25 protein-coding genes are annotated in these 19955 nt (G+C 43.4%); 16 read left to right on the top strand and 9 right to left on the bottom strand.

Annotation, left to right across the window (positions count from 1 at the left end):
• The first annotated feature begins 2 nt into the window (after window positions 1–2).
• The 8 genes from otnI to M2125_RS06555 all read left to right on the top strand — a co-directional run bounded on the left by otnI (window position 3) and on the right by M2125_RS06555 (window position 8502).
• The gene (gene otnI, locus M2125_RS06590) at window positions 3–776 is read left to right on the top strand and encodes a 2-oxo-tetronate isomerase (RefSeq protein WP_280742739.1); all 774 of its coding nucleotides are present in this window, start codon (window positions 3–5) and stop codon (window positions 774–776) included.
• A gap of 7 nt (window positions 777–783) precedes the next feature.
• Window positions 784–1674, top strand: coding sequence for a methylglyoxal synthase (locus tag M2125_RS06585; protein ID WP_280742738.1), 891 nt, complete (start codon window positions 784–786; stop codon window positions 1672–1674).
• Between the two features lie 199 nt (window positions 1675–1873).
• Window positions 1874–2608, top strand: a complete 735-nt coding sequence (locus M2125_RS06580; RefSeq protein ID WP_277542504.1) for a GntR family transcriptional regulator — start codon at window positions 1874–1876, stop codon at window positions 2606–2608.
• 40 nt (window positions 2609–2648) lie between these two features.
• Entirely contained in the window at window positions 2649–3884 is a 1236-nt protein-coding gene (locus tag M2125_RS06575; protein WP_280742737.1) for an MFS transporter, read from the top strand.
• Window positions 3885–3903: 19 nt separating this feature from the next.
• Window positions 3904–4809 (top strand): amidohydrolase family protein, encoded by a 906-nt coding sequence (locus M2125_RS06570; protein ID WP_280742736.1) that lies wholly within the window; start codon window positions 3904–3906, stop codon window positions 4807–4809.
• Window positions 4810–4919: 110 nt separating this feature from the next.
• A complete protein-coding gene (locus tag M2125_RS06565; RefSeq protein ID WP_280742735.1) occupies window positions 4920–6269 on the top strand; it encodes an MFS transporter in 1350 nt (449 codons plus the stop codon).
• Window positions 6270–6304: 35 nt separating this feature from the next.
• A complete protein-coding gene (locus M2125_RS06560; RefSeq protein ID WP_277542498.1) occupies window positions 6305–7522 on the top strand; it encodes a CaiB/BaiF CoA transferase family protein in 1218 nt (405 codons plus the stop codon).
• 11 nt (window positions 7523–7533) lie between these two features.
• Entirely contained in the window at window positions 7534–8502 is a 969-nt protein-coding gene (locus M2125_RS06555) for a hydroxymethylglutaryl-CoA lyase (protein ID WP_277542496.1), read from the top strand.
• Between the two features lie 13 nt (window positions 8503–8515).
• Here M2125_RS06555 and M2125_RS06550 read toward each other — a convergent pair whose 3' ends face one another.
• Window positions 8516–9370 (bottom strand): DUF6671 family protein, encoded by an 855-nt coding sequence (locus tag M2125_RS06550; protein ID WP_076023913.1) that lies wholly within the window; start codon window positions 9368–9370, stop codon window positions 8516–8518.
• 17 nt (window positions 9371–9387) lie between these two features.
• Complete coding sequence (locus M2125_RS06545; protein ID WP_076023912.1) at window positions 9388–10347, bottom strand: sodium-dependent bicarbonate transport family permease; 960 nt, start codon at window positions 10345–10347, stop codon at window positions 9388–9390.
• 83 nt (window positions 10348–10430) lie between these two features.
• Between M2125_RS06545 and M2125_RS06540 the strand changes: the two genes are divergently transcribed.
• The gene (locus M2125_RS06540) at window positions 10431–11333 is read left to right on the top strand and encodes a LysR family transcriptional regulator (RefSeq protein ID WP_280742025.1); all 903 of its coding nucleotides are present in this window, start codon (window positions 10431–10433) and stop codon (window positions 11331–11333) included.
• Between the two features lie 33 nt (window positions 11334–11366).
• Here M2125_RS06540 and M2125_RS06535 read toward each other — a convergent pair whose 3' ends face one another.
• The 4 genes from M2125_RS06535 to M2125_RS06520 are packed head-to-tail and all read right to left on the bottom strand — an operon-like array spanning window position 11367 to window position 14017.
• Entirely contained in the window at window positions 11367–11939 is a 573-nt protein-coding gene (locus M2125_RS06535; RefSeq protein WP_277542491.1) for a SixA phosphatase family protein, read from the bottom strand.
• 44 nt (window positions 11940–11983) lie between these two features.
• Window positions 11984–12373 carry a dihydroneopterin aldolase gene (locus tag M2125_RS06530; RefSeq protein WP_076023910.1) on the bottom strand — a complete coding sequence of 130 codons (390 nt, stop codon included), beginning with the start codon at window positions 12371–12373 and terminating at the stop codon, window positions 11984–11986.
• An 8-nt stretch (window positions 12374–12381) separates the two neighbouring features.
• A complete protein-coding gene (locus tag M2125_RS06525) occupies window positions 12382–13395 on the bottom strand; it encodes an NAD(P)/FAD-dependent oxidoreductase (protein ID WP_076023909.1) in 1014 nt (337 codons plus the stop codon).
• Window positions 13388–14017, bottom strand: a complete 630-nt coding sequence (locus tag M2125_RS06520; RefSeq protein ID WP_076023933.1) for an alpha-ketoglutarate-dependent dioxygenase AlkB family protein — start codon at window positions 14015–14017, stop codon at window positions 13388–13390. Before M2125_RS06520 ends, M2125_RS06525 begins: the two co-directional genes overlap by 8 nt.
• 79 nt (window positions 14018–14096) lie before the next feature.
• Between M2125_RS06520 and M2125_RS06515 the strand changes: the two genes are divergently transcribed.
• Together M2125_RS06515 and M2125_RS06510 are read left to right on the top strand one after the other, a co-directional pair.
• Window positions 14097–14501: an MAPEG family protein gene (locus M2125_RS06515; protein ID WP_076023908.1), complete on the top strand. Its 405-nt coding sequence runs from the start codon at window positions 14097–14099 to the stop codon at window positions 14499–14501.
• Entirely contained in the window at window positions 14498–14677 is a 180-nt protein-coding gene (locus tag M2125_RS06510) for a hypothetical protein (RefSeq protein WP_076023907.1), read from the top strand. Before M2125_RS06515 ends, M2125_RS06510 begins: the two co-directional genes overlap by 4 nt.
• Before the next feature lie 25 nt (window positions 14678–14702).
• On the opposite strand, the gene M2125_RS06505 is transcribed toward M2125_RS06510, so the two are convergent.
• From M2125_RS06505 to M2125_RS06495, 3 genes are read right to left on the bottom strand one after another with little or no spacing between them, the layout of a single operon-like run.
• Window positions 14703–15080, bottom strand: a complete 378-nt coding sequence (locus tag M2125_RS06505; RefSeq protein WP_076023906.1) for a DUF4149 domain-containing protein — start codon at window positions 15078–15080, stop codon at window positions 14703–14705.
• 18 nt (window positions 15081–15098) lie between these two features.
• The gene (locus tag M2125_RS06500; RefSeq protein WP_076023905.1) at window positions 15099–15959 is read right to left on the bottom strand and encodes an oxygenase MpaB family protein; all 861 of its coding nucleotides are present in this window, start codon (window positions 15957–15959) and stop codon (window positions 15099–15101) included.
• A gap of 4 nt (window positions 15960–15963) precedes the next feature.
• Entirely contained in the window at window positions 15964–16608 is a 645-nt protein-coding gene (locus M2125_RS06495) for an LON peptidase substrate-binding domain-containing protein (protein WP_280742734.1), read from the bottom strand.
• Window positions 16609–16746: 138 nt separating this feature from the next.
• Between M2125_RS06495 and M2125_RS06490 the strand changes: the two genes are divergently transcribed.
• The 5 genes from M2125_RS06490 (at window position 16747) to M2125_RS06470 (ending at window position 19955) form a co-directional block, all read left to right on the top strand.
• Window positions 16747–16896: a hypothetical protein gene (locus M2125_RS06490; RefSeq protein ID WP_158025480.1), complete on the top strand. Its 150-nt coding sequence runs from the start codon at window positions 16747–16749 to the stop codon at window positions 16894–16896.
• Window positions 16897–16918: 22 nt separating this feature from the next.
• Window positions 16919–17347, top strand: a complete 429-nt coding sequence (locus tag M2125_RS06485; RefSeq protein ID WP_280742733.1) for a DUF2244 domain-containing protein — start codon at window positions 16919–16921, stop codon at window positions 17345–17347.
• A 312-nt stretch (window positions 17348–17659) separates the two neighbouring features.
• On the top strand, window positions 17660–17788 hold the full coding sequence (locus tag M2125_RS06480; RefSeq protein ID WP_277542477.1) for a hypothetical protein: 129 nt from the start codon (window positions 17660–17662) through the stop codon (window positions 17786–17788).
• A gap of 130 nt (window positions 17789–17918) precedes the next feature.
• The gene (locus M2125_RS06475) at window positions 17919–18500 is read left to right on the top strand and encodes an RrF2 family transcriptional regulator (RefSeq protein WP_280742732.1); all 582 of its coding nucleotides are present in this window, start codon (window positions 17919–17921) and stop codon (window positions 18498–18500) included.
• A 60-nt stretch (window positions 18501–18560) separates the two neighbouring features.
• The gene (locus tag M2125_RS06470; protein WP_280742731.1) at window positions 18561–19955 is read left to right on the top strand and encodes a 3'-5' exonuclease family protein; all 1395 of its coding nucleotides are present in this window, start codon (window positions 18561–18563) and stop codon (window positions 19953–19955) included.

Genomic DNA, 19955 nt, shown 5'->3' with positions numbered 1-19955 from the left:
CAGTGCCAAAGTTTGCCGCCAATTTAACGATGATTTTTAACGAGTATGAGTTTCCAGCTCGATTTCCCGCTGCTGCAAAAGCTGGATTTGATGCCGTGGAGTTTCTGTTTCCTTATGATTATCCACCTGCCGATGTAGGTCAATGGCTTAAAGAAAACAAGTTAAAAAATGTCTTATTTAATCTTCCTCCGGGTAACTGGGCTGGAGGTGAGAGGGGTATTTCAGCATTACCTGGAAGAGAGGATGAGTTTCGCGCTGGGGTTGTAAAGGCGATTGAATATGCGATAGCATTGGGAACGCCGCAATTGCATATGATGGCAGGCTTAATTCCTGCGAACTCTGATTTGACACTGCATAGCAGAACATATTTATCAAATATGAAGTTTGCTGCAAGGGAGTTGGCTAAGCATAAGCTCAATCTATTGCTTGAGCCAATTAATACACGTGATATGCCAGGTTATTTTCTCAACACCCAAGCTCAAGCACATGAACTTCTTGCTGAGTGTGGCGAGTCTAATGTCAGAGTTCAAATGGATTTCTATCATGCTCAAATTATGGAGGGTGATTTGGCTATGACTTTTAAAAGGTACTTTAAGAATATCGGACATATTCAAATAGCCAGTGTCCCCAGTAGAAATGAACCGGATGATGGCGAAGTAAATTACCCATTCCTATTTAAGTTGTTTGATGAAATGGGCTATGAGGGTTGGGTGGGTTGTGAGTATCGGCCCAGGGGAAAGACTGAGGATGGATTAAGCTGGCTTAAGCAATCCTAATGATGTAATGGCTCAAGAACATTCCCCGTATCGAATTGGTTTAGTTGCTAATAGGGCTCATCAGGATTTGCCGAACTCGACCTTGGTACAGCTTTTGAATGGGTCCAAAGCTTCCATCACCGAAGTTTTGAAACCACATTTTTCGGTAGTCGGTAGAACTATGGATAGCATGAAGGTCTATGATTTATTAACGGACTACCCGGATATTGAACGCCTCCCTTACGGGCATGATGGTGGTTTAATGCGTTTGGTTGCGAGGATTGTGGATCCAGAGCCAGCCAAGTCCTTAGATGCCATTATTTATTTAATGGACCCAGTTGATCCTTCCTCAGCTTTTCCTGAGGCCATCGCGCTTAAGCGCCAGTGCGTTATTCATGGGAAACCTTTTTTATCGACACTAGCTGGCGCAAGAGAGTGGATTGAATTGGAGGCAATGAATTTGACCGGGAAAACGAACCCAGTCCTAGATCCTTGCTTTGCATACGGGAGCCAGGGAATTGCATTAATTTCACATGATGCTATGAAGCCAGAAATGCTCAGGTTGGCAGAAAAGCATTTTGAATTACTCGATCGCTTTAAGGTGCGCTATGCAACAGGTACAACTGGTGGGTTGCTGAATGAATTAGCTAAACAGATGAAGGGCGGCAAGGAGGGGGATGGATGGGTGACTGCTTGCTTGAGTGGTCCAATGGGTGGCGATGCCCAAATTGCAGATCTGGTACTTGATAGGAGGTGTAGTCGAATACTATTTCTAGAGGATCCACATGTTGCGCGCCAGCATGAAGCTGATATTCAGCTGCTTGAACGAGCGGCCCGGGTTGTAACCGATTTTACATCTTGCAATAGTGACAATAAGAACGCTGATCGCTGGTTGGCACTTCTATCAAAAAGAGCCTAGTGTCTAAAATTTTCCCATTCATATCGCACTACCTATTTTATAAATAGTTTTTAAGTGTTTCCCCGCTCCATCCTAAGGGTTCGATTGTTTCGGTGCTGTGCCGATCAGTCTGAATGGGTAAGACTCTAAGGGTTTTATCTGATAGTGAAATCTTCTTTTTTAGCCGAATATCTATTTATTAACTCATATAGATGAGTAGATGAGACATTGGGGTGCTGTGATAGAAAAGAGTTCGCTGGGTTACGTTAATCTCGTCACCATATTTAAAAAGAAAATTGAGTCAGGGGCTTGGGGGATTGGGCAAGCTATTCCATCCGAGGCATCTTTGGCAAAAGAGTATGGTGTTGCAGTAGGAACAATCAGGCAGGCTATTGCTGAGCTTGTCAGTGATTCAATTTTAGTCAAGCGTCATGGAAAAAGTACTACTGTCAGTGGCGGCTTAAACGGCCAATCGATGCTACGATTTTTTCGGGGGAACGTTTCAGGGTCAAATCAGGCAATCCCAACTGCGACCGTGTTATCGGCAAAGGAGGTTCTAGTGGACAATGCTCTATCGGAATTAACTGCTTGGACGACTAAGAGCGCATTTAAGCTTCATCGCATACGATTCATTGATGGAATTTCAGTACTTTTTGAAACAATATATATCCCTTTGCCAAAATTTAAAAAGTTACTCAAGATTTCTCCCCAAGATTACGAGAGCTTGCTCTATCCAATGTATGCCAGCTTATGCGATGTGGCGGTAATTAAGGCCAAAGATACCGTAAGCTTTGAGCTACTTAAAAAAAGCGATGCTAAAGCCTTGAATCTAAGAGAGGGACACCCAGGGGTTCGAGTCGATAGATTGGCCTTTGATATATCTGGAATGGTTGTTGAGTTCCGAACATCCGTTGGAGATGCTATGGCATTCCAATATTCAGCCGAAGTCAATTGATTTGAAAATAGATATTCTAATTCCATTAAAGGAGACAGAGATGCTAAGTTGGTACAGAGAAGTTAGCGTTGTCGAAAGAAAAACTTTTTGGGCTTGTTTTGCCGGTTGGGCGCTAGATGCGCTAGATGTGCAAATGTTTAGTTTGGTGATACCTGCACTTATTGCAACATTTGGCCTAAGTGGTACAGAGGCCGGCTTAATAAGTGGCGTGACGCTGGTATCTTCAGCCCTGGGGGGTTGGTTAATGGGCTCGGTTTCCGATCGCATGGGTCGCGTTCGAGCACTACAAATCACTGTTTTGTGGTTCTCATTTTTTACGCTCCTTTCGGCATTCGCTCAAACCTTCCCGCAAATGTTGATTCTGAAGGCATTACAGGGATTTGGCTTTGGCGGAGAGTGGGCTGCGGGTGCGGTATTGATGGCGGAAATGATTCGTCCAGAACATCGTGGGAAGGCCATGGGGATGGTGCAAAGTGCATGGGCAATAGGCTGGGGTGGCGCTGTACTTTTATATGCCTTAATCTTTTCTTTGCTTGAGCCAACTGAGGCATGGCGCATATTGTTTGCAATTGGAATCTTGCCAGCTTTTTTAATTATCTATATTAGGAAAAATATTCCAGAACCAGCAAAAAGGGAAAAATCGAATTCTAGATCTTTGAACTGGATGGGATTTTTAGGAATTTTTAAACCTCAATTATTAAGAATCACTATCGTAGGGGCTTTAGTTGGTGTCGGAGCTCATGGTGGTTATTACGCCTTAATGACTTGGCTTCCAACATTCCTTAAGAGTGAACGCCATCTATCGGTATTGGGTACCGGCGGTTATTTAGCGGTGGTGATTGTGGCATTCTGGTGTGGATGTATGGCTAGCGCCTATTTATTAGATCGTATTGGGCGCCGTCTAAACCTCATTCTCTTCGCTGCTTGCTGTGCACTAACAGTGATGCTCTATACCTTTTTGTCCTTAACAGATCGAGAAATGCTTTTGCTTGGATTTCCATTAGGTTTTTTTGCGGCTGGAATCCCCGCAAGTTTAGGAGCACTTTTCAATGAACTTTATCCCGCCGAAGTCCGGGGCGCTGGTGTTGGTTTTTGTTATAACTTTGGTCGCATCGTTTCAGCAGGATTTCCCGTGCTAGTAGGGCACATGAGTTCCAGTATGAGTCTTGGGACCGCAATTGGGATTGATGCTTCTCTAGCCTATTCCCTGGTGGTGATCGCAGTCTTTTTCTTGCCAGAGACCAAGGGAAGGGATTTAGCGGCCGTAACAGCGTAAGTTTTCGTGGGGATATTTTATGAATCGACGCAACGCAGTAAAAATGATGATGGGTGGCTTGGCGGGCTTGACTCTGCCAACCCTTGAAGCGCTTGGAGTTGAAAAAATGAATGAACAATTAGTCCCTATGGATACCCATGCTCATATTTTCCACCGCGGTCTAAAGCTTGCCAATGCGAGGCGTTATGCTCCTGAATATGATGCTTATCTCGCAGATTATTTGCATGTTTTAGATGAAAACCATATTGGTAGAGGAGTATTAATACAGCCTAGTTTTTTAGGAACTGATAACTCTTATCTAGTTCAGGCCTTGCGTCAGTATCCAAATCGTTTGAGGGGTATTGCGGTAGTCGATCCCGCCATCACTTTAGATGAGATGAAGGCATTAGATCGCGATGGCATTAGAGGAATCCGACTGAATTTAGTTGGTCAAGAATTGCCGAATTTTTCAAAAGATCAATGGCCAGCTTTCCTAGAGCGTATTCAGTCATTGGATTGGCAAATTGAAATTCATCGAGAGGCGGCTGATTTGCCGACTGTTCTGCAGGCTTTATTGCCAAGAGATATCAAGTTGGTTGTCGATCATTTTGGTCGACCTGATCCAATGTCGGGCATTAATGATCCAGGCTTTAAGTTCATGCTGAATAAGGCGGAGAGTTCTAGAAAAATTTGGGTTAAGGTTTCAGGGGCATATCGAAACGGCAATAATGGCGCAGGCGAGAGAACTGCCCTCGAAGCAATGCCTTTGCTAAAAAAATACCTTGGCTACGATCGGATGGTTTGGGGGAGTGACTGGCCTCATACCCAATTTGAATCTTCGGAGAGTTATGCGAAAGAATTGACGCTTTTATCGGATTGGATTCCCAATAAGGAAGACAAGGATATTGTCTTATGCAAGACACCGGCAAAATTATTTGGTTTTTAAAGGCCCAAAAAGCGCATCCAGTTGTCCAATCAACTAGAACTGAGTTTATCTATAAAATATTTTGAAATTATTTCAACCCTATTTTTTAAAAATAATATAAGTGAGACTTTATGAATTCCACCATTAATCCCGGTAGTCAAGGGATAAAACTACGTTGGTACACAGGTTTAAATCCAAAACACTGGAGGGTGCTGGCGGCCAGTTGGTTAGGTTGGGTTTTTGATGGTTATGAGGCTTATGCATTATTTATTGTGATGCCTTTTGTGCTCAAGACCATGCTCACCCCGGAGATGCTTGCAAACAAAGCAATTTATGCAGGCATAGCAATCGGTATTACCTTATTGGGCTGGGGTATGGGGGGTATGGTTGGTGGAATCATGGCCGATTATGTTGGACGAAAAAAGATGATGGTCTATTCCGTATTCTTTTATGCTTTATTTACAGGGTTCACTGCCTGCGCCAATGATTTTTGGGTATTTTGTTTTCTCCGTTTTATCACTGGATTTGCAATGGGCAGCGAATGGAGTACGGGAGTGGCTTTACTGGCTGAAACCTGGCCCAATCATGCCAGACCAAAAGGCGCTGGATTTTTGCAGTCTGGCTTTGGCTTTGGAACACTCATTGCTGCCTTAACCTGGTTTGTACTCTCGCAAACAATGCCCTTGGGACAAGATACTTGGCGCCTAGTCTTCGTAGTGGGTGCCTTACCTGCTTTCTTCTGTCTCTATATTCGCCGTGCTGTAGATGAGTCTGAGAAATGGGTTCAAGCTATTCGAGCACAACGTTGGGCTGCAACCGAATCAGTTGACGGTGAGCAAAAGCAAGCTAAGCGACCATTTACTCTCACTGAGATATTTAGAGAGCCAGAGAGTCGCAAGCGGACTATTTTGGCTTTTATGCTTTCCCTCACTACGACTGTTGGTTGGTGGGCAATCTCAGCATTGCTGCCTGAGTACGCCGTACAAATTGCAAAAGCTGGCGGTGAATTGACCCCAGCTATTTGGGGCTTAAGAGCTGCTTTGTTGTATACCGGTGGGGCAGTAGTTGCATATCTGATCTCAGGATTTTTGGCTGATGCTATTGGTAGAAGATCTTTCATATTTTTTACCTATCTTGGGTCTTTAATCACTACGGTGATTACCTATCAGCTAGTGCACTCAATTGAGTTATTGATGGTATCTGCCTTTATCAATGGTTTCTTCACTCTAGGATTTGCCTATTCATGGATGGCTATTTATCCAGTAGAACTCTTTACTTCTAGTGTTCGAGCAACTGCTGCATCTTTCATCTTTAATGCGGCACGTTTGATAGCATGGGTTTTCCCAATTATTGCTGGTAGCATTATTAAAACGTTTGGCAGTATTCCGCAGGCCGCTACTTGTATCGGCCTTATTTATCTGATTGGTTTAGTAGTTCCTTGGTTTATGCCTGAAACAAGAGGCAAACCATTGCCAGAATAAATCAGTCAAAGATTGAGATAAATTAGAAATAAATTATGAGTAATCAGAGCGAAGCCACAGCAAAAAAAATGCCACTCGCAGGAATGAAGGTAATCGAATTGGGAACGCTGATTGCAGGTCCCTATGCTGCAAGTTTGCTTGCGCAATTTGGTGCGGAGGTGATTAAGATTGAATCCCCCGGGAATGGAGATCCATTGAGAAATTGGCGCAAGCTTCATCATGGGACATCTTTGTGGTGGTATTCCCAAAGTAGAAATAAAAAGTCTATGACACTGGATCTAAGGGCACCAGAGGGTCAGCAAATTGTGCGTGATTTAGTTAAGACGGCGGACATTGTGATTGAAAATTTCCGTCCAGGCACATTGGAAAAGTGGGGCTTAGGTTGGGAGCAACTCAAGCAAATTAATCCCGCTTTAGTAATGGTGCGGGTTTCTGGGTACGGGCAAACTGGCCCATATAAAGATCGTCCTGGATTTGCTGCGATTGCGGAATCGATGGGTGGCTTGAGAAGTTTGGCTGGTTACCCCGACCGTCCTCCCGTTCGTGTTGGAGTGAGTATTGGCGACACATTAGCCTCTTTATATGGTGTGATCGGTGCATTAATGGCCATGTATCACCTCAAGGTCAATCAAGGTGAGGGTCAGTTTATCGATGTTGCCCTATACGAGGCAGTATTCGGTGTAATGGAAAGTTTAATTCCAGAGTTCTCAGCTTTTGATTTTGTGCGCGAACGCTCAGGTGCCTCATTACCAGGGATTGCACCTTCTAATACGTATTTATGTGCAGATGGTCATTACATCATCATTGCCGGAAATTCAGATAGCATTTATAAGCGATTGATGCACGCTATCGGGCGTAGTGATCTTGCAGACGATCCTAGTTTGGCCCATAACGAGGGACGCGTTCAGCAAGTAGATATGCTTGATCAGGCAATTACAGATTGGACCACTCGACATCCATTGGAAGATGCTCTGGCCATTTTGGATAAGGCAGAGGTACCAAGTGGTCGAATCTATACTGCAAAAGATATCTCTTCTGATCCCCATTATGAGGCGCGAGAAATGCTCGAACCCCATACGCTTCCGAATGGTGATGTAGTTCATTTTTCTGGAATTGTGCCAAAGCTTTCTGGAACACCTGGGCAAACGCATTGGTTGGGCCCTCAGCTTGGAGAGCATACCGATCAAATTTTGCATGATTTGGGGTATGCACAGGAGCGCATTGCTGCTTTGCACGAACAAGGCGTTATTTAATCGAGAAGCATATGCCAACCAAACTATATATACAGGATGTGGCGGTGAGGGACGGATTTCAAATAGAGTCACAGTTCATTCCAACCGAGCAGAAAATTCATCTGATCAATAGCCTTTCTCATACCGGTCTGGCGAAGATTGAAGTCACATCTTTTTCTTCGCCTAAGGCGATACCTGCATTAGCGGATGCCGAAAAAGTGATGCGCGCAATAGAGCGCGTTAAGGGCGTGGAGTATGCGGTTTTAGTGCCCAACCTAAAGGGGTGTGAGCGTGCTTTAGCATGCGAAGTAGATGAAATTAATTTGGTGATGTCAGCAAGTCAAAGCCATAGTCTTGCTAATTTGCGCATGACTCCTGATCAATCCATTAAACAGTTTTCTGAGATTGCCAAGCTCGTTGGTAATTCTGCAAGTATTAATGTATCGCTTTCAACGGCATTTGGTTGTCCATTCGATGGCGACATTCCGCAAGAGCAGGTGTTAACTTATATCCAAAAAATAACTGACTTAGGAATTTCAAAGATTAGCCTATGCGACACCACGGGTGTGGCGAATCCTAGACAAGTTGAGCGCTTGATTCATGCAGTAGTCAATCGATGGCCTGATTTGGTCATTACTGCCCATTTTCACAATACCAGAGGCATGGGTTTGGCAAATGTCATGGCGGCACTGAATGCGGGGGTAACCCATTTCGATGCTTCATTGGGTGGTCTGGGCGGTTGCCCATTTGCGCCTGGTGCTAGTGGCAATGTATGCACTGAAGATATGGTGCATATGTTGCAAGCGATGGGGTACGACACCGGAGTGAACTTAACAGATTTACTCTCATGTGCAAATGAGCTTGAGTCTATTTTAGGTAGAGCGCTACCTGGTCAAGTGATCAAAGCCGGCCCTTCCACTCGTAGATACCCAATGCCTACAGGCGATGGTCAACAACGCCTTTCTGGGGTTAATTTATGTGAGGTTAATCCTACGAGGTAGGTGGCGCTGGTTGTTACGGATTGCAGTAATGACACTTAGCCGGATCAGCAGTGACCTGATTGGCAATCAACTCTTCTTTTTTGTCTCCACATTTAACGCATGACCAGATATTAGCGATAGGGAGATTTGTCGGGACTCCACAATGAGAACAAGGCAATCCTTTTTTAGTTTCCGTAATTGAGTATCCCGGGGATTTGCATCCAGGACAAAGCGAAGTCATTTTTTTAGCTAGATCTTGAGTTGCCTTCAGGATATTTTCCATCCGAGTCGGGTTTATGTGGGCTCGTAGGTCATTCTCTACAAATACATTGCCTTTTTTAGAGAGGTTTCTGGCCCAGTCATAGGCCTGTCTAAGTGATCTAATGGTGTCAATTCCTTTGCGACACTCAAGATGGTATTCATCATCAGGCTTTATAACCAAGTGATGGCTTGGAAACCGAGCCTCAGGTAGAAAGGCGGTGAGCTCATCCCAGCTCGATACTAGCATGTTCGCACTTTGGGCTTCACCACCATAAAAGCCAGTGATTTCTATCTCATGAATATCATCCACCAATATGACTAATTCGTAATTCCAGGGAATTATTCCAGCGAAAGGATCATTTGCAAAAGCACCTTCGCTTGCAATGCCTATTTGGGTGCCCGCAAGCTCCATACCTATCCTCGCTTTCTTCCTGGCAGCATCTAGTTGCGAACCATATCTTGGAATATCGCGAGTAAAGCTTCCTAATTTATCAGTGTCATACCCATTGACATGGCTTACCTCTAGGCCATTCGTACTCAGCAGTAGGGGGCAAATAACAGATTCTTTACCGTGCTGAGTTAAAAGGCTTGCCTGTAATCCGAGATAAGGCTTGAGATCGTTTGGCATATTGACTGTCAAATCCTTTAAGCAAAATAGTTAGCAATTGCGCTATAGATAGGGATTCCTAAAATAATATTCAAAGGAAAGGTAATACCTAGTGACATCCCCATGTAGAGGGCGGGATTCACCTCCGGCATAGCATGACGCAACACGGCTGGCACCGCGATATAGGAAGCGCTTGCTGCCAGAATCATTAGTAGAATCGTATCGCCAAGCGGTACATGAAATAAGTGACATAAGCTCAGCGCAATGAGCGCGTGAACGGGCGGCGCTATGAAAGCATATGCCAGAGTAATAGGCGGCTTCCCTTTAAGTTCACTGATACTTTTGGCGGCAACCAAGCCCATGTCTAGCAGGAAGAATGCCAATAGGCCTTTGAATAAATCAATCGAGAATGGCGCCATGACTTTATGACCGGCATCACCTGATATCAAGCCAACGACCAGTGATCCCAATAAAAGAAGCTGCCCGCCATCAGTAAATGACTCGTGCAACACTTTACCTAATGATGTATTGGAGGTTTTGCTATCGAGATTTTTTTGCCTAATATGGTTTGCAAGCAGGATGGCGATGATGATTGCAGGCGACTCCATCAGTGCCATCGCTGCAGCCATATGCCCCCCATAGCTAATGCCGTTTTGATCTAAGACTTGGGTGGTGGTGATAAAGGTGACTGCGCTAATTGATCCATACGTGGCAGCAATTGCAGCAGCATCCAGTTTGTCAAGCTTGTGCTTGAGAAGGTTGTAGCCTAGCAGTGGAATCAAAATGGCTAGTGTGATTGCCAGCCCAAGACTAAGGGCAATTTCAGGGGTAAATCCAGATTTATTGAGCGCAAATCCACCTTTTAATCCCAGCGCCATGAGGAGGTATAGCGACAGAAAGCGAGAGATGGGCTGTGGAATCTCTAAATTAGATTTAACCAAGCCAGCAAAGATGCCGAAGATGAAAAACAGAATGGATGGGTCTAGTAAATTGGTCATATATTTCCTTTTGGACTCATTCTAGGAAGGTAACTATATAAAGTAAAATCGAAATTAAGATAGTTATATATAGATAAATACCTATGAATATTACTTTTAGGCAATTACGCCTTTTTATGGCTTTGGCCGAGACTGGCAGTGTGAGTGCAGCGGCTCGCATGGTTCATGTAACTCAGCCCACTGCGTCGATGGGGCTCAAGGAAATCACCGATGCTATTGGGGTGCCACTTTATGAAGTGGTGGCCAGAAAAATTCATCTAACGCAAATGGGTCATGAATTAGCAAAAACGGCTAGAGCAATATCTGGTGAATGGGAAGCTTTTGAGCAGCAGGTCGATGGGGTCAAAGGATTAACGCGGGGTAAGTTAAAGGTGGCTGTGGTGAGTACTGCCAAATATTTCATTCCAAGAATATTGGGAATATTTTGTGCGAAATATCCACAAATAGACATTGCCTTAGAAATATTAAATCGGGACGGCGTGGTCAATAGGCTAGAAGAGAACTTGGATGATCTATACATCATGTCTCAGCCACCAGTGCATTTAGATATTGAAGACGAAGTGTTTATGCCAAATCCCCTGGTATTGGTAGCATCTAAGGCACACCCCTTTGCTAATAAAAAAAATATTGAGATTGCCTTATTAAAAGGCGATAAATTTATTTTTAGAGAAAAAGGCTCCGGCACACGAATGACAGCGGATGCGCATTTCAAAAGATTGAAATTTAAACCGGATGTTAGGCTTGAGCTAGGTAGCAATGAGGCTATTAAGCAGGCAGTGATAGGTGGTTTGGGTGTAGCCGTACTTTCTCAATATTCTCTTGGCGATAAAGCTGATCAAGAAGAGGTCGCCATTTTAAAGTGTAAAGAATTCCCAATAGAGTCGAGTTGGCATATTGTGAGTCCAAAGGGTAAGAAGTTATCGCCGATAGCAACTATATTTAAAAAACACTTATCTGAGCAATCCAAGGAATGGGTAAAGGCCTAATAAACCTATTTCATCCGTGCAGTTTGCTTATATTTAAAAAGCTGGGCTGGGGTAAATTTGTTGGGATATGTACTTACCATGTTTGTCTACCTTAACCAGGATGATGTCGCCGGTACTGACATTTTTCCCGATATATGATTCGATATTGACCTGGTGAGTAACTAAGATAAGCGGTGTTCTTGGATTTTCTTTGAGTTGAACTTGAATGAGTTTTTCTAAATCCTGAGTCTGTTTTTTGGCCGTACGCGCATCATCAAAAAAAGAGCCAAGCACAGGGGTGCTGCTGACCGGCCCTTTATTTAACAGCCTTGCTGTATCAAGACAGCGACACCAAGGGCTGCTAAAGATATTTGCAGATAGAATGCCTTGAGTACTTAACCACTGTCCAACCAAGATGGCCTGCTGCCTACCTTTATCCCCCAAATTTCTTTGTGTGGAGCATTGATCTATTTGGTAGCCTGCCGGGTCACCATAACCAGGCGCATCAGCATGGCGCATGAGTAATATATGCTGACCATCATCTAGATCATTTGCAAGATTGGCTCTGGCCTGTAAGGCAAAAAAACTCAGTAAGATAGCGATGAGCAGGGAGATTAGTGTTCTCATAGTTTTTAGACTCAAAAAGATGAAGGGAGTGCTTTGATCAGGGTTTAAGCGATTCTAATATCAGCTAAGGTGTTCTGATCTATCGAGAGGCGAACGCCGAGTGAGCCAGAGTTTGCAAAAACTGGTGATTTTCTCAAGCTAATTTCCAGCGATTGAATTTCGGGGTATTTTGAGCAAATTTGAATGATGCGCGTCATGAGTCTTTCCTGAGTTTCGTAATGACCATGACCTGCAATCTGAATAATCTCCAGGACTAGTGGATCATAGTCAAACACATTTTCCATGAGGTCTTCTGCAATGAAGACTAGTTTTGAGTCAATGAATAGCGTTAAATCTAATAGATGTTCTTTGGGTACGGTGGCATCGGGACCATAGGTGCCAATTTGTGTTTGAAGCTTCAGATCTTTTAATTCAATGCAGGCGTTTGATTGCATAAGGGGCTTTATAAATTGGTTTGGTGTTGTGTCTTTTGAATTTGGGAGGCTAAATGGTGGCCGCTGAGCCAGGCACCCTCCACTCTGCCTCCATTGAGCCAATCCCCGCAGTAGCCTAGTTTTAGATCTTCACAAAGTCTAAAGCCAGAGATTGGAGCGGCATGTCCGCTTGCATAACGCCAGCGGTGAATCGATATTTTGGCTGCATCGCAATTCAAGCCCAGTCTTTTTGCGCAATCAAGAATTTCCTTGGCAGCCTCATCTTTATCCCGCTCCACCCATACTTGACTCCACAGTGGATTGGCATGGATGGTCCACGTCTCCATTCCTGCTCGGTTTGGTTTTGAATTGTTTCGTGATAACCAGCTAATAATCTCACTATTAATGAAAGCCGCATCAAATGGCATATTGGTTTTTTCTGTAAGGGTGGCCATCACTGTCCAGCAAGCTTGCATATTTGCTCGCTTGACAACTTCTTCTATTGGCCGATCTATTGATTGAGTAATCACCAGCGCCTGTGGTGCCGGTAGTGCCAAAACAAGCCAATCAAATTGCTCCTGGATGGCGCCATGCTCTTGGCTATGCAGTAACCATTTGCCTTGATCATAGGCTATATGATGAATGGTTTGGTTTAATTTAACCACTAAGTTTTTGGCTAAATATTGACCAGGGGTGTTCATTGCAGGATTGCCTACATAGCGATTTTCCTTAGAGGCGCTATCTTGCCACTCGCCAGCCTTAAACACCTGAAGACGTGGTTCCCAAATCGCAGCTACATCGTCTTTGATCCATTGTTTGAGTTCATTAATAAATAGTGGATCTCTCGCTGTGAAATATTGAGCTCCATGATCAGCATTCCAATCTGCTGTGCTACGAGTACTCATGCGACCGCTTACCCCACGACTCTTCTCATAGACCCTGACTTGGTAGCCGAGTGCTTTTAAGCGAGTAGCGCAGCTTAATCCTGAAATGCCAGCACCAATGATAGCAACGCTGATTTCGGAGCAATTTTGCTCATGCATGATGAAGCTTCATTTTTCTAAAAGTTAAATTAATCCTGGGCGAATGAATCGTTTTTGTTTTTAGTAAGGCATGTTTCCAAAATTCTTGGGTAGGTGGGTGCATCACCAGGGCGCTACCATTCTCCAGTAAAAGGGTGCTAGTTTTTTTATCTTGTTTATGCTTAAAAGCAAATTTACGGGTAGCACCAAGACTTAATGAGGCAATGGGTGATTGTGAATCTAACTCTTTCTCATCATCACTGTGCCAACCCATGCCATCTTCCCCATCATGGTAGAAATTGAGTAGGCAAGAATTAAATTCTGCATGGGCAAGCTCTTCCATTCGATCCTTAATGACTAGTAATTCCGGGGTCCATACTCGAGGTTCTTTTTTGACGCCAGAGTAGGTATACGTGCATTGCGGATCGCCCACCCAGGCTACTTTGCGACGAGTGGTGATTTTTTTACCAAATAGGATTAATTGATCTGCTTCCCATGGAATTGAATGTTGCAGATGATGCATGAATTGGGCACTACTTTCGACATCCATAAAGGCCGATTGATAGTAAACAGAACCATCCTTTGGTAATCGGTTTAGCTTGGCTTGCTTTATATCGATTTCAAATAAGCTTGTTTGATTCATGAAGGGAGTATGGCCTGAGCGCAAAATCAATAAAAACTCTAGAATATCCTTAATTCTTATTTCTTGATGAGGTCCTACAATGAGTCAGTATCTTTACACCTCATTTATTACTTTGCTCACCATCTTATTGATGCTCGTCCTCAGCTTTAATGTAGGAAGGGCTAGAGGCAAATATCAAGTGAAGGCTCCTGCAGTTTCTGGACATGAACTTTTCGATCGTGCCTACCGGGTTCAGCTCAATACTATTGAAAACGTGCTTATGTTTCTACCGGCCTTGTGGCTCTATGCTGTTTTCCTTGGGGATAAAGGTGCAGGGGACTCCGGTGTGATTTGGCTCATTGCTAGAGTTTGGTATGCCGTTTCATATCAACTCAATCCAGCAAAACGTGGATTGGGTTTCTTAATCTCTATTTTAGTTATAGCTGGCTTGTGGACTGGCGCTGCTTATGGGATGTTTCATCAATTGATGAAGGGTTCAATATGAAAGCCCCAGATAAGCGATGCTGTGGATCGGGTGTTTGCATTATTAATGATGCAGGAGAATGCTGGTGTGGGCAAGTTTGGGATGGTGAAAAAATGACTGCGCCTAGCTTCAACTCCCAGCGAAACGCCAATCAGAATCAAACCGAAGATCCCACTGCACTCAAACCTGAAAAGTAGGCCTTCTGGGGCTGGATAAGGATTTTTAGGGTGCTTTAACCAGAAGATAGATAAAAGTGATTAACTGGAAAAGGTTAATTACTACACTGGCTCCATGAAGTAGGTGAAATTGCCTATTACGTCCACTATCTTTGGCCTTATTTATTTTCGCGGTTAAGTAGAAAAGGGTAAGGGCAAATAACGCTGCGCAGATTCCTAGCAATGCTCTACTGATTGAGTCTGAGGCAGTCCATATGCAGATTAATGTGAGCAACCCTAGAGTGGCGTAATACTTTGGAAAAAAAATCCGCACGTATTTGCTTGACCATTCAACCGGCAACACCTTAAAAACAGTAGGAGCTACTACCACAGTAAAAAAGAGCATGATGCCAACCATGCCAGATAAAAGATAGTTAGTAATCATGATCACTCTCTCAGGAAATTATCCGTAAACTCTACGAAGTGAGTGGGCAGCCACCCCATCTTTAAGAGCCTCACGCACAGGTATTGCAATAAAGTTGATACTCTTTTTAACTGCTAAGCGTTCAATGTAACTTGGGGTGGGCCTCTGAATCAGAGGGAAGGCCCAGTCAGGTAAATTCATCATGCCGGCTCGGCTTATGAGCTTTATAAAAGGTTTTGCAGTGAGATTACTTGGAAAGTTTTCTAATAAATGCACAATACTTCTAGCGCGCTCTCCAAAGTAAAGCTCGGGAATGTAAGATTTAATTGCCTCGCTGGTACTTTGATAAGTAACCGGTAAATCACTTGTACCCATTCTTTTCCCGATAAAGCTCATCTCCAAAAAATATTGATCTTTGTCTTGGGCACTCAGTTTTTCGTGTCGATAGTCTTCAAAGGAACCCATAAAGCTATAAGTCTCGGTCAGATGCACCCAAGAGAGTAAATGGGGGTCTGTAGCGGAATACGGTTTCCCAAATTCATCAAAGCCGGTAATTTTGGTATGAATTTGATTTACCTTCTCGATAATATTGTTGGCCATTTCGACAGAGCCATAGGTCGTTGCTGCTATGAAAAATGCCGTTCTGCCTAATCTACCTTTGAGATCTTGTCTGAAACTTGAGTGATCCCACACTCCCGCTAAGGCTTGAGGATGAAGAGCTTGCAAGATGAGTGAGCTGATTCCTCCAATCATCATGGAGATAAAGTCTGCATGTACTTTCCATGCGACAGATTCTGGTCCGAATAGACCGCGATCTCCTTTGGGGGTCAGGAATGCTACTGGGGGGCCGCCCCCGCCAACCATTTCTCGGATCGTTTTACGAATCAAATCATCAAGCATGGCGCTAATGCATCATGAAATTTTTTAAATCATCATCTTCAATGATTTCAGAAATAAGATCTAGCCTGATACGAGGATTGTTTTGGGCTAGCAAATGATTTTTTTGTGCAAGAGAGATGGGTAGAAGCTCTGCGAGACGATTTGATACCCAGCCACAGTCTTCTGTCATATAGGGCTTCTTAAACGGAGCATCGCTTAATAAATTTTCACTCTGAATCATTGTAATAATTTCGTCTAATAAATTTGCTACCCGCTGATGTTCTTTAGGAATGGGGATAAGCGGATCTTTTTCCAAAAGCATGATTTCACCAACCCACAGACCGTTTGCCTCTTGAGAGCTACTGAGTAACTGAAAGCGCTGCGTTCCAAATGATTTGGTCATGTATAAAGCGGGTTGAATTGGATCAAAGTCCTCGATGAGTGCAAGAGTACCAACGCTAGAGAATCTTGGGGTTGGGTTGTCATGACTGTCATCTTGATGTTGGATGATGCTAATTACGCCGAATTCAGTTTTTTCACGTAAGCACTGCTTGATCATGTCTAGATAGCGTGCTTCAAAAATTTTTAGAGCGATGACCCCATCAGGAAAAAGGACTGTTTCCAGAGGAAACAAGGGAATTTTGCGTAAGGCAACATTGAGATCATTCATCTGATCAATGTAATGGATTTGTAGATTTTCTGCTCAATAGGAAGTAAGGCTAAAACCATTTATTTCAATTTTTGAGGTCCGCCCTGCAATAAATGCAATTTCCGATTACATTGGATCCTTGATACCTGGAGAAACAGAATGATACAAAAACTACGCATCAAGCTTGCCCGTTGGATATTAGGAAAACATTGTCCATGCTATCAAATGGGTTATCACAGCATGGTCGACTTCCAGCAGCGAAGTGCTGATCAGCTGGCTAAATCTAAAGAGCGAAAAAATACTGCTTAATTTCTAGGCAAGCGAGTTTGGTATGAAAACTTGGCAAATGCGAAGAAATTGTGCACTCACGCCAAAACAGCTCCTTAGGTTTTATATTGCTTTAGTTTGCATTTCGGCGACGGTAGCCACTGGTTTTTTATTGGCTGGTGTTTGGGTTATTTTGATTTTCACATGCATCGAACTGAGCGTTGTCACTGCAGGGTTTTTAATTTACTGTAGACACGCGCTCGATTCTGAATCAATTGAAATTGATGGCAGTCGACTAATTGTCAAAAAATTTATTGCCTACAAAGAAACAGTGTATGAATTTAATACCAAGTGGGTAAAAATAGAATTACCCATCGGAGACGGAAAAACATTCTTTATCAGTCAATCTAATCTGCGTATTGAGCTCGGTCAGTTTTTGAGGCGAGAGCAGCAACTTGCTTTAATTTCTTCAGTTTGGGCCCACTTGAGATGATGTCAATCTGCTAAGACGCCATGCGGTTAGGCTACTTAGGGAAATCTGCGTCATTAGTAAGAGTGGGGTGAGGCAATTTAATATTAAAAAGTAGTTGGCGAAGGGTGAAAGCATGACAGGCATGCCATCATGTAGGGCTGTTTCGCGCAAGTAATCCCTACGGGGTATCAGAAGAAAGTTTGTAAAAGCGAGATCCAATATGAAAACGAGCGTCGGAGTGCGAATTGTTTTTAGTTGGAACAAACCTCTTTTAATTAATACATTGGAAACGCTCAATAGGATGAATGCTCCCCCTAAAAAATAATATGAAAGATGCTGGACCAAAAGGTCAGCTTTCATGCCGGCTGCCTGCGAGTCGAAGATGAAAAAGTACATCATTGCGCAAGCAAGGGCTTGTATGAGGGTGCCTCCAGCCAAAATATACGCAATCCATCTCAATAATCGAGTGGTGAGTGGATAAGGGGTTTGGGTAGTATCAACCATGAGATAAAAAGGGTTAAATAATGCATAGCAGCATGATGATTCATTCGGTTTCATACTAACCCCAACTTCATTTTTTTGTCAAAACGTCATGGAAATCACCAAAGCAGTCAAAGCAGCTCTGAATACCCTTATCGATATTGCAAGCCATTCGCCAAATGGTGAGTTAGTACCAGTTCCGGAGATTGCCAAACGACAGCATTTATCCATTAGCCGAATTGAATTGTTACTGCGTCCTTTAAGGGAGTCAGGAATGGTGGTTGGCGTTAAAGGGCGTACTGGTGGCTATCAACTTTCCAAAGATCCTAGAGTGATTACTATTAAAGACATTGTTTTGGCAATGAATCAGATCAAAAAAAGAAAAGTAGAAGTAGCGGACATTGCCAAAGACCTGTATCAGTCACTTGAGGCTTATATGATGAGCTGCATCTCGAATGTCACTTTAGCCTCTGCTATTAAGGACCATGTCCCGGTATTTAGTGAGTTGCAAACGGCGCCAGAGCGCAAATCCTATTTGCCCAAAGAGCCTCAAGCTCAATTGAAGCGAGAAAAAAAACACACAGCCGAGATTAAAAAGGTAGTTTTGACTCATTTCAAGAAGGCGGAGGAAGTTCTGCGCGGTCCAAATTCAGTTTTTGACTTTGCTAATTACCTAAACCGCACCCCTAATTAAAGCGTTTTAGGATAATCAAGGGTCCATGGTTTCAGCTATTTTCGTTGCGTTTGCATTTTCATGAAAAATCAATCAGGGGAGTATCCTGCGCTTGCTTTTGTAGATATTGAAACTACGGGCTCACATTTCGAACGAGATCGTATTACGGAAATCGGAATTAAAACGTTTTTCAAAAATAAGGTGAGTATTTGGGAGAGATTAATTAATCCCCAAGTCTTTATTCCGCAAAATATACAAAGACTCACCGGTATTACGCAACATATGGTGTCGAATCAAGCCACTTTTGAGGATGTAGCAAAAGAAATAAAAGAAGAGCTTGAGGGAAAAATTTTCATAGCGCATAACGCTCGCTTTGATTATGGCTTTCTGAAGGCTTCTTTCAAAAGAGTGGGGATTGATTTCAAGCCTAAAGTGCTGTGTACAGTCAAGCTTTCCAGATTGCTGTTCCCCGATCAAGCTCGTCATAACCTGGACACCATTATTCAGGCTCATGATCTAGAGGTGAGTGCGCGACATAGGGCGCTCGGTGATGCAGATTTACTTTTTCAGTTCTGGCAAGTTTGCGAAAAAGAAGTTGGTAAAGAGCGATTAATAGAGCTTATTCACCAGCTGATAGGCAATGCCAGCCTGCCCCCCAATATCGATCAAGGCTTGATTGATTCCATTCCAGATGCGCCAGGGTGCTATATCTTTTATGGAGAAAATAAGCTTCCCTTATACATTGGCAAAAGCATTTCTCTGCGCAGTAGAGTGATGGGGCATTTTCAGGGAGCGTTAACCCAGCGTAAGGAAATGAAGCTATCCCTGCAAGTGAGGGATATTGACTGGATAGAAACCAGCGGAGAATTAAGCGCACTCATTTTGGAATCTAGGCTCATCAAAGAGCGGATGCCCAGCATGAATATCAAACTTCGACGCTCCAAAGATCTGTGTGCATGGAGTTTGGAAGAGGATTTAGCTGGAATATTGAAACCAGTGCTGAAAAGCCACAAAGATTTATCCCCAGGTCTTCAAGATAATTTGTATGGATTGTTTTATAGCAAAAGAGAGGCTCACTCCTACTTAAGGGCAGTGGCTAAAAAATATCGCTTATGTGAGGTGCTGCTTGGGTTGGAAAAGGGCGAAGAGGGAAAGGCTTGTTTTGGGTATCAAGTAAAACAATGTGGCGGTGCCTGTATAGGATTGACCCCCGCGGAAATGCATAATCTGCAGCTTAAAACTGCAATGAGCTTATACAAGGTACAAGTCTGGCCATTTAAAGGTCCAATCGCCATTAATGATGGCGGTGAAATGATTGTGTTGGATAAGTGGTGTTATCTGGGTACAGCGATCAATGAGGATGAGATATCTGAGCTCACACACTCTGGCGATGCCGAATTTGACCTCGATATTTATAAGATTGTTAAAAAAGCCCTGACAGGGTCATATAAAAATCAAGTCATACCCTTAAGTTAA

The organism is Polynucleobacter sphagniphilus (assembly GCF_029892205.1).
Taxonomy (GTDB): Bacteria; Pseudomonadota; Gammaproteobacteria; order Burkholderiales; family Burkholderiaceae; genus Polynucleobacter; species Polynucleobacter sphagniphilus.
The sequence above is the reverse complement of the archived record's forward strand: the minus strand, read 5'-3'. Positions and strand labels throughout refer to the sequence as shown.